Here is a 499-nt window from a genome sequence, read left to right as displayed (position 1 = left end):
GAGCATTTGGTCGTGCGCACGTTCGAGGCTATCGCGGGGGCGAAGTCGGCGATATTCCACCTGTACAATTCCACCTCCCCCGCCCAGCGGAAATACACCTTCGGCATGACGAAGAGCGAAATCGTGGAGGTCGCCGTCGGCGGAATCCGCTTCATAAAGAAGCATATCGGCAGGGCGGAGGGAATCCGGCTGGGCTTGGAGTATTCGCCGGAGAGTTTTTCCAGCACGGAGCCGGACTTCGCGCTGGAGATCTGCGAGGCGGTGAAGCGGGAGTGGCTCGCGCCGCCCGCTCCGGACGGGGGCAAAATCATCTTCAACCTGCCGACCACCGTCGAGTACACCACGCCGAACGTGTTCGCCGACCAGATCGAGTATTTCTGCGCGCACATAAGCGAGCGCGAGCGGGTGCTGGTCAGCCTGCACAACCACAACGACCGCGGCACCGGCGTCGCCTGCTTCGAGCTGGGCTTGCTCGCGGGCGCCGACCGCGCGGAAGGCA

Annotated in this window: 1 protein-coding gene; it reads left to right on the top strand. The window is 63.9% G+C overall.

Features of this window, described 5'->3' with window-relative positions; translation table 11 throughout:
• Window positions 1–12: 12 nt before the first annotated feature.
• On the top strand, window positions 13–499 hold a 487-nt coding region (locus AWU74_RS07930), incomplete at its 3' end, for a hydroxymethylglutaryl-CoA lyase-like TIM-barrel protein (protein WP_498067494.1).

Source organism: Treponema endosymbiont of Eucomonympha sp., assembly GCF_001028545.1.
The sequence above is the reverse complement of the archived record's forward strand: the minus strand, read 5'-3'. Positions and strand labels throughout refer to the sequence as shown.